The sequence below is a fragment of the Frateuria defendens genome, from assembly GCF_001182895.1.
GTDB lineage: Bacteria > Pseudomonadota > Gammaproteobacteria > Xanthomonadales > Rhodanobacteraceae > Frateuria_B > Frateuria_B defendens.
In genome coordinates, this window is record NZ_LFQR01000042.1 from 141,925 (window position 1) to 148,741 (window position 6,817).

A 6,817-nucleotide genomic window follows, 5' to 3' on the forward strand; every position below is an offset into this window, starting at 1 on the left:
TCGCCCTCGCCCTCGCCCTCGCCCTCGCCTCCCCGCCGCCCGCCTGCACGCCCATGACGCCCAGCATCCGCCGCAAGCTCGAAACCCTGTCCGAACGCCACGAGGAAATCGGCCGCCTGCTCGCCGACCCCGGCGTGCTGGCCGACGGCCAGCGCTTTCGCGAACTCTCGCGCGAATACGCCCAGTTGGAGCCGGTGGCCGGCGCGCTGCGCGAGCATGCGGAGGCGGAGCGCGCGCTGGCCGACACCCGCGCCATGCTCGCCGACCCCGAGCTGCGCGAGCTGGCTGCGGACGACGCGGCGCGGCTGGAAGGCGAACTCGAACGGCTGGACGGCGAACTGCAGCGCCTGCTGCTGCCGAAGGACCCGCGCGACGAGGCCAACCTGTTCCTCGAGGTGCGCGCCGGCGCCGGCGGCGACGAGGCGGCGATCTTCGCCGGCGACGTGTTCCGCATGTACCTGCGCTACGCCGAGCGGCGGCGCTGGAGCGTGGAGATCCTCTCCGAGCACCCCGGCGAGCACGGCGGCTACAAGGAGGTGGTGGCGCGCATCGAGGGCAAGGGCGCGTTCTCGCGGCTGAAGTTCGAGTCGGGCGTGCACTGCGTCAAGCGCGTGCCGGCCACCGAGTCGCAGGGCCGCGTGCACACCTCCACCGCCACCGTGGCGGTGCTGCCGGAGCTGGACGAGATCGAGGACATCGAACTCAATCCCGCCGAGCTCAAGATCGACACCTTCCGCGCCTCCGGCGCCGGCGGCCAGCACGTCAACAAGACCGACTCGGCGATCCGCATCACCCACCTGCCCTCGGGTCTGGTGGTGGAATGCCAGGACGAGCGCAGCCAGCACAAGAACCGCGCCCGCGCGATGAGCCTGCTCAAGGCGCGCCTGCTCGACGAGGCGCAAGGCAAGCAGGCCGCGGCGCAGGCCCAGACGCGGCGCCTGCAGGTGGGCTCGGGCGACCGCAGCCAGCGCATCCGCACCTATCGCTACAAGGACAACCTGGTCACCGACCACCGCATCGGCCTGGATCTCTACCACCTCGCCGAGATCATGCAGGGCGACCTCGACGAGTTGCTCGACGCCCTGGCCCGCGAAAGCCAGGCCGACGAACTGAAGTCGCTCGCCGACGGCTGAGAGCGCGTCCGCCTGCGGTCGAGCCCAGCACCTCTCGTAGGAGCGCGCCTTGCGCGCGACCGCGGCGCAACGGCGTTGCCGCTGCGTGGGCTTGTCGCGCGCAAGGCGCGCTTACATGGCACATTGGGTCACGCCGCCTTCGCGCCCCGCCCCCACAAGCTCCCCGCGCATCGTGTAGCGTGGCGGGGCGCCGGAACGGATCCGGCTACCGGGAGAACGCATGGGCAGGCACCCCAAACGCGACGCGCTCGCGGCGCTGCAGCTGGAACTGATCCGCATGCAGTACTGGCTGAAGGTCAGCGGCCGGCGGCTGCTGGTGCTCTTCGAAGGCCGCGACGCGGCCGGCAAGGGCGGCGTGATCAAGCGCATCACCGACACCCTCGATACCCGCGGCTACCGCGTGGTGGCGCTGGGCAAGCCGAGCGAGCAGGAGGCCACGCAGTGGTATTTCCAGCGCTACGTGCCGCACCTGCCCGCAGCCGGCGAGATCGTGCTGTTCGACCGCAGCTGGTACAACCGCGCGGTGGTGGAGCCGGCGATGGGTTTCTGCACCCAGGCCCAGCACGAGGCCTTCCTGGAGCAGGCACCAACCTTCGAGCGGCTGCTGGCCGACGACGGCATCCTGCTGCTCAAGTACTGGCTGGCGGTGGACCAGGCCGAGCAGGAGCGGCGCTTCGCCGAGCGTGCGAACGACCCGCAGAAGCGCTGGAAGCTCTCCCCGGTCGACCTCGCCGCACGCGCGAAGTACGCCGAGATGGGCCGCCTGCGCGACACCATGATCGAGCGCACGCACCGCCCGCACGCGCCCTGGTTCGCGGTGGACTTCAACGACCAGAAGCGCGGCCGGCTCAACCTGATCCGCCACCTGCTCGACCAGGTGCCCTACCGCGACCAGGACATCCCCGCCACCCGGTTGCCCCGGCTCAAGGGCAAGCCGCGCAAGGAGAAGCTCACCACCGAGGCGGTGTGGGTGCCCGAGGTGTATTGATCAGAGCGCGTGGAAGCCTGGCGGGGCGTCCCGCTCCGGCAGGTCCTCGCGCCGCACCGATGCCACCCGTGCGGACGGCGGGCCGCGCTGCAGCCAGCGCTCCAGCGCATCGAGCGCAGCGGGGTCGCCCGAGGCCAGCACTTCCACGCCGCCGTCCACCAGGTTCTTCGCGTAGCCGGCGAGGCCCAGCGCCAGCGCCTGCGTGCGGGTGCTGGCACGGAAGAACACGCCCTGCACGCGCCCCTCGACCGTGAAGCGCGCCGCGGCCATCAGAGCCCGATCGCCTCGCCCAGCGCTTTCCCGGTCACCGGCCCCACGAAGCGCTTGGCCACCTTGCCGTCCGGCGCGATCAGGTAGGTGGTGGGCAGGCCGCGCGGCTGGTCGAAGTCCGGCACCGGCTTGTCCAGCGTGACCTGCGCCACCGGGTAGCTCACCGGGTGCTTGGCGAGGAAGGCCTTGATGTCGGCCGGCTCGGAGTCGTCATAGGCCAGCCCGATGGCGCGCACCTTGTCCTTGTGTGCGCTGACGAAGCGCGAGATGTCCGGCATCTCGGCGATGCAGGGCACGCACCAGGTGGCCCAGAAGTTGACGATCACCCAATGCCCGCGCTCGGCGGCGAGGTCGTAGGGCTTGCCGTCCAGCAGGGCCAGCTTGAGCGCGGGGCGCTCGGGCATCGCGGCCAGCGCCGGCGTCGCGGCGGCCAGGGCGAGCGCCAGCAGGGCGAGCGGTCGGTACATCTTCATCGTGCGGGTTCCTCGGTCGCGGAGCCGGCCGTGGCGGCGACCGGCGGGTAGAGGTAGTCCAGCCGCGCGCCGAGCGCGGCCTTGAGCGAATCGGCCAGCGCATCCAGCAGTTCCACCAGCGCCGCCGGCAGGTCGATGCCGAGCGAGCGCGCCTCGTCCATGGGGCGCATCGGCAGCCGGTAATGGCTGTGATTGTAGACCCGCAGCAGGTCGGTGCTGTCCAGGCTGCGGCTGAGCAGCCAGCCGCCCTCCTCGCCGCGCTGGATCAGGTCGGCGCGCTGCAGGTCCTCGAAGTAGCCGGAGATGGCCGCGCCGCGCAGGTAGGGCTCGCACAGCCGCACCTCGGCCGGGCCGATGCCGCGCCCCTCGCGCTGCGCCTCCACGAAATGCTTGAGCACCACCAGCAGGCCGAGGAATTCGGCGCCCTCGGGCAGGGTCTTGGACGGCGCGTGGTACTCGTAGGCGGACAGCGAGGCGGCGATGGAGGCGGCCAGGATCACGATCACCCACGACAGGTAGATCCACAGCAGGAAGATCGGGATCGCCGCCAGCGCGCCGTAGATCTGCTCGTAGTTCTGCGCGCCGCGCACGTACTGCGCGAAGCCCCAGCGCGCCACCTCGAACATCACCGCGCCGAGCAGCGCGCCGATCGCCGCGTCGCGGCGCTTAACCCGGCAATTGGGCACCACGGTGTACATCAGCCACAGCGTGACGAAGGTGGCGGCGAACGGCAGCGTGCCGAGCAGGCGCTGGCCGATGCCGAACTGCTCGTAGGCGCCGCGCAGCAACGGCATCGCGGTGACGTAGGAGCTGGCCACCAGCGCGCCGCCGACCAGGATCGGCCCCAGCGTCAGCGCGGCCCAGTACAGCAGCAGGCGCGAGCCCCAGGCGCGCGGCTGGCGCACGCGCCAGATGCGGTTCAGGCGGTCCTCGATGCTGATCATCATCGACACCGCGCTGAACAGCATCACCAGGATGCTGATGCCGGTGAGCGAGCTGGCCTTGCTGGCGAAATCCATCAGCGCGTTCTGCACCTGCTCGCCCGCCGCCGGCACGAAGTTGCGGAACACGAAGTCGAGCAGGGTGTTGCGCGCGCTCTCGAACACCTGGAAGGCGGAGAACATCGCCAGCACCGCCACGGTGAGCGGCACCAGCGACACCAGCGTGGTGTAGGACAGCGCACCCGCGGTCTCGAAGCACTTGTCGTCGATGAAGCGCTGCCAGAAGAAGCGGATCAGGGTGCGGAAACGGTCGCGGTCGAAACGCACGGCGCGGGGATCTCCGGAGGCATCGCGGCTACACTAACCCATCGCGACCGGACCGCCCAAACGCATGAGCCACGACATCCTGGTGCTGTACTACAGCCGCACCGGCCATACCGCCCAGCTCGCCCGCCTGATCGCGCGCGGCATCGAGGAAGTGCCCGGCATGCACGCGCGCCTGCGCCAGGTGCCGCCGGTGGCGCCGGTGACCGAAGTGGCGCAGCCGCCCGAGCCGGAAGACGGCGCGCCCTACGCCACCCGCCAGGACCTCGCCGACTGCCTCGGCCTGGCGCTCGGCAGCCCCACCCGCTTCGGCAACATGGCCGCGCCGCTCAAATACTTCCTCGACGGCACCGGCGCCGAATGGGCCAGCGGCACCCTGGTGGGCAAGCCGGCGGCGGTATTCACCGCCACCAGCAGCATGCACGGCGGGCAGGAGACGACCCTGCTCAGCATGGCCCTGCCCCTGCTCCACCATGGCATGCTGCTGCTCGGCCTGCCCTACACCGAGCCCGCGCTGAGCGCCACGCAGGGCGGGGGCACGCCCTACGGCGCCAGCCACGTCAGCGGCAGCCACGGCGAGCGCTCGATCGACGAGCACGAGCGCGAACTGGCGCGCGCGCTGGGCCGCCGGCTGGCCGATACCGCGCGCAAGCTGGCGGGGCTTGCTTGAGCGTCCCTCCGCTCACGAAAATCGAGCGCATCGGATTCATGGCCTGGCAGGCCTTGTTCGCCTTGCAGCTGGCCTGGCATGGCTGGCTGTTCCCGCCAACGCAGCTGCCGCGCTGGCTGGTGCTGGCAATCGCGGCCGTGCCCTTGCTGCTGCCGCTGGCGGCGATCCGCCGCCCCCGCCGCGCCCTGCTCTGGGCCGGCATCCTCGCCCTGTTCTACTTCAGCCACGGCGTGGCCGAGGCGTGGAGCACGCCGGCCGAGCGCGGCCCGGCGATCGCCGAAATCGCGCTCGCGCTGGGGTTGATCGGCACGCTGGGCGCCGGCGTGCGGCGGCGGGCGCGCTGAGCGCCGGCCCACGGCCACCGAGCACATCCTGTAAGGATGCGCGCCTCGCGCGCGACAGGCCTGCAGAGCGGCAACACCCCATCCCCAACGGCCGCGCGCGAAGCGCGCTTCCACAAGCTCACCGCGGGCAGGCTCCGGGCGCGATGCGCTCGCGCCACCCGAGCATGCCGCGCAGTCCGGCATCCGCAACACGGATACGACCGGGCGGCGAAACCCGGCCCCGTCCGCACCGCGACGACGCACGCAGCCGCCGCGTGCCCCGCCCGTGATGCGCCGCGTCAGTGCGTCCGCGCGGCCCTGCCTATACTCGAAGCCTCCATCCAAGGCAGGGATCGGCCCATGGGTTTCTTGCAGCACGCACCGCAACTCGAACATCCCTACCGCGGCGACCGGGTGCTGCTCGCCCTGCTCGACCGCGTGATCCCGGCCGAGCGCCGCGAGGCGCTGGACGCCGACCTCGACGCCCTGGCCGACTACGCCCTCGCCGCCTGGCAGCGCGCCGCCGCCAGCACGCGCCGCCAGCCGGTGCTCACCCAATGGGACGCCTGGGGCCGGCGCATCGACCGCATCGAACTCACCCCGGCCTGGCTCGAGGGCCCGCACGTCACCACCCGCCACGCGGTGCTGGCCGCCGGCCACGAGGCGCACGAGCACGCGCGGGTGGAAGAGTTCGCGCGGGTCTACCTCTACCACCTCGCCAGCGAGTTCTACACCTGCCCGCTGGCGATGACCGACGGCGCCGCCACCGCGCTCAAGACCGCGGGCAACGTCGCCCTGACCGAGCGCGCGCTGCCGCATTTCCTCAGCCGCGACCCGGCCGCCTTCTGGCTCAGCGGCCAGTGGATGACCGAGAACGCCGGCGGCTCCGACGTGGGCAACACCGAAACCCTCGCCCGCCAGGACGAGCACGGCCAGTGGCGGCTCTACGGCCGCAAGTGGTTCAGCTCCGCGGTGGTCGGCGAGGCCGCGCTGGCGCTGGCGCGGCCCGACGGCGCCGGCGCCGGGGCGAACGCGCTGGCACTGTTCTACGTGGAGACGATGGACGGCGCCCAGCGCAAGCCCGAGCTGGTGATCGACCGGCTCAAGGACAAGCTCGGCACCCGCGAACTGCCCACCGCCGAGATCCACCTCGACGGCCTGCCCGCCTGGCCGGTGGGCGAGCTGGCCCACGGCGTGCGCCAGGTGGCGCCGATGCTCAACGTCACCCGCAGCTGGAACGCGGTGTGCGCGGTGGCCAGCATGACCCGCGCGATCGCCCTGGCGCGCGACTACGCCGTGCGCCGCGCAGCCTTCGGCCGGCCGCTGATCGAGCAGCCGCTGCACGCGCAGACGCTGGCCGACATGCAGGCCGAGTTCGAGGGCGCCTTCGCGCTCGCCTTCGAGGTGGCGCACCTGCTCGGCCGCGTCGAGCAGGGCGCGGCCTCGCCGCAGGAGGCCGCCGTGCTGCGCCTGCTCACCCCGCTGGCCAAGCTGTGGACCGCCAGGCTGGCGGTGCGGCTGTGCTCGGAAGCGCTGGAATGCTTCGGCGGCGCCGGCTACATCGAGGACACCGGCCTGCCGCAGCTGCTGCGCGACGCGCAGGTCTACCCGATCTGGGAAGGCACCACCAACGTGCTCGCGCTGGACCACCTGCGCGCCCTCGCCGGCCAGGGGCTGGACGCGCTGCGCGCGGCC

General features: G+C 72.1%; 8 protein-coding genes. 5 read left to right on the forward strand and 3 right to left on the reverse strand.

What is annotated here, in order from left to right; all coding sequences use genetic code 11:
- Positions 1 to 53 precede the first annotated feature (53 nt).
- Both prfA and ppk2 read left to right on the forward strand, forming a co-directional pair.
- Complete coding sequence (gene prfA, locus ACH65_RS06965) at positions 54 to 1,133, forward strand: peptide chain release factor 1 (protein WP_049621845.1); 1,080 nt, start codon at positions 54 to 56, stop codon at positions 1,131 to 1,133.
- A 220-nt stretch (positions 1,134 to 1,353) separates the two neighbouring features.
- Positions 1,354 to 2,121, forward strand: a complete 768-nt coding sequence (ppk2, locus tag ACH65_RS06970) for a polyphosphate kinase 2 (RefSeq protein WP_049621846.1) — start codon at positions 1,354 to 1,356, stop codon at positions 2,119 to 2,121.
- Here the strand turns inward: ppk2 and ACH65_RS06975 are convergent, their stop codons facing one another.
- The 3 genes from ACH65_RS06975 to ACH65_RS06985 are packed head-to-tail and all read right to left on the reverse strand — an operon-like array spanning position 2,122 to position 4,132.
- Positions 2,122 to 2,391 carry an acylphosphatase gene (locus tag ACH65_RS06975; RefSeq protein ID WP_049621847.1) on the reverse strand — a complete coding sequence of 90 codons (270 nt, stop codon included), beginning with the start codon at positions 2,389 to 2,391 and terminating at the stop codon, positions 2,122 to 2,124.
- Positions 2,391 to 2,864 carry a TlpA family protein disulfide reductase gene (locus tag ACH65_RS06980; protein ID WP_053096193.1) on the reverse strand — a complete coding sequence of 158 codons (474 nt, stop codon included), beginning with the start codon at positions 2,862 to 2,864 and terminating at the stop codon, positions 2,391 to 2,393. Before ACH65_RS06980 ends, ACH65_RS06975 begins: the two co-directional genes overlap by 1 nt.
- Entirely contained in the window at positions 2,861 to 4,132 is a 1,272-nt protein-coding gene (locus ACH65_RS06985) for a YihY family inner membrane protein (protein ID WP_049621848.1), read from the reverse strand. Before ACH65_RS06985 ends, ACH65_RS06980 begins: the two co-directional genes overlap by 4 nt.
- A 64-nt stretch (positions 4,133 to 4,196) precedes the next feature.
- Between ACH65_RS06985 and wrbA the strand changes: the two genes are divergently transcribed.
- From wrbA to ACH65_RS07000, 3 genes are all read left to right on the forward strand, one after another.
- Positions 4,197 to 4,799 (forward strand): NAD(P)H:quinone oxidoreductase, encoded by a 603-nt coding sequence (wrbA, locus tag ACH65_RS06990; protein WP_049621849.1) that lies wholly within the window; start codon positions 4,197 to 4,199, stop codon positions 4,797 to 4,799.
- A 38-nt stretch (positions 4,800 to 4,837) separates the two neighbouring features.
- A complete protein-coding gene (locus tag ACH65_RS06995) occupies positions 4,838 to 5,143 on the forward strand; it encodes a DUF2069 domain-containing protein (protein ID WP_049621850.1) in 306 nt (101 codons plus the stop codon).
- A gap of 339 nt (positions 5,144 to 5,482) precedes the next feature.
- The coding region (locus tag ACH65_RS07000; RefSeq protein WP_049621851.1) for an acyl-CoA dehydrogenase family protein at positions 5,483 to 6,817 on the forward strand (1,335 nt) is incomplete at its 3' end.

What these genes read in the sequence shown, in the direction of transcription:
- prfA (WP_049621845.1), top strand. Translation starts at nt 54, where the DNA reads ATGACGCCCAGCATCCGCCGCAAGCTCGAAACCCTGTCCGAACGCCAC.
- ppk2 (WP_049621846.1), top strand. Translation starts at nt 1,354, where the DNA reads ATGGGCAGGCACCCCAAACGCGACGCGCTCGCGGCGCTGCAGCTGGAA.
- ACH65_RS06975 (WP_049621847.1), bottom strand. Translation starts at nt 2,391, where the DNA reads ATGGCCGCGGCGCGCTTCACGGTCGAGGGGCGCGTGCAGGGCGTGTTC.
- ACH65_RS06980 (WP_053096193.1), bottom strand. Translation starts at nt 2,864, where the DNA reads ATGAAGATGTACCGACCGCTCGCCCTGCTGGCGCTCGCCCTGGCCGCC.
- wrbA (WP_049621849.1), top strand. Translation starts at nt 4,197, where the DNA reads ATGAGCCACGACATCCTGGTGCTGTACTACAGCCGCACCGGCCATACC.
- ACH65_RS06995 (WP_049621850.1), top strand. Translation starts at nt 4,838, where the DNA reads ATGGCCTGGCAGGCCTTGTTCGCCTTGCAGCTGGCCTGGCATGGCTGG.